General features: G+C 50.7%; 2 rRNA genes. Both read right to left on the reverse strand.

The features are described 5' to 3' along the window. Positions 1-453 (reverse strand): 23S ribosomal RNA (locus FDK13_RS35225); the annotation flags it as partial. 141 nt (positions 454-594) lie between these two features. After that, a 16S ribosomal RNA gene (locus FDK13_RS35230) occupies positions 595-884 on the reverse strand; the annotation flags it as partial.

Genomic DNA, 884 nt, shown 5'->3' on the forward strand with positions numbered 1-884 from the left:
TATTTAGCCTTGGCGGATGGTGCCGCCGGATTCGAAGGGGATTTCTCCGGTCCCCACCTACTCAGGATACTCACTCATATAACGCTCTTACCTGTACAGGACTCTCACCCTCTATGGTTGGCTTTCCCACGCCATTCCAGTTCAATTGTTATACACTTGGTGAGTCCTACAACCCCGGTCTGGCCGTAACCAGGCCGGTTTGGGCTCTTCCGCGTTCGCTCGCCACTACTTGCGGAATCATTATTATTTTCTTCTCCTGTGGGTACTTAGATGTTTCAGTTCCCCACGTTCGCCCCCCGYAGGGTAATACCACTTCATGGTACTGGGTTGCCCCATTCGGAAATCTACGGATCAAGACATATGTGCTGTTCCCCGTAGCTTATCGCAGCTTATCACGTCCTTCATCGCCTCTGAGAGCCTAGGTATCCTCCATGCGCCCTTAATTCGCTTGCGCGGTTATCTCTTATTCTCTTTTGCTTCTCAATATGTCAATGAACTCGTTACCAGACTACTCTGGTAATGTAGGCAATACTAAACTCGCGTTTTCGTATCACCCTCTTCGATGATGGAAGAGAGTTAATAGTACGTCTCCAGAAAGGAGGTGTTCCAGCCGCACCTTCCGGTACGGCTACCTTGTTACGACTTAGCCCCAGTCGCCGATTTTACCCTAACGGTGTCTTTAACCTACCGCTTCAGGTCTCCCCGACTCCCATGGCTTGACGGGCGGTGTGTACAAGGTCCGGGAACGTATTCACCGCGTCATAGCTGATACGCGATTACTAGCGATTCCAGCTTCATAAAGTCGAGTTGCAGACTTCAATCCGAACTGAGAACGGCTTTTTGGGATTGGCATCTCATCACTGAGTAGCGACCCTCTGTACCGC

This window comes from Dyadobacter frigoris, assembly GCF_005280585.1.
Classification (GTDB): Bacteria; Bacteroidota; Bacteroidia; order Cytophagales; family Spirosomataceae; genus Dyadobacter; species Dyadobacter frigoris.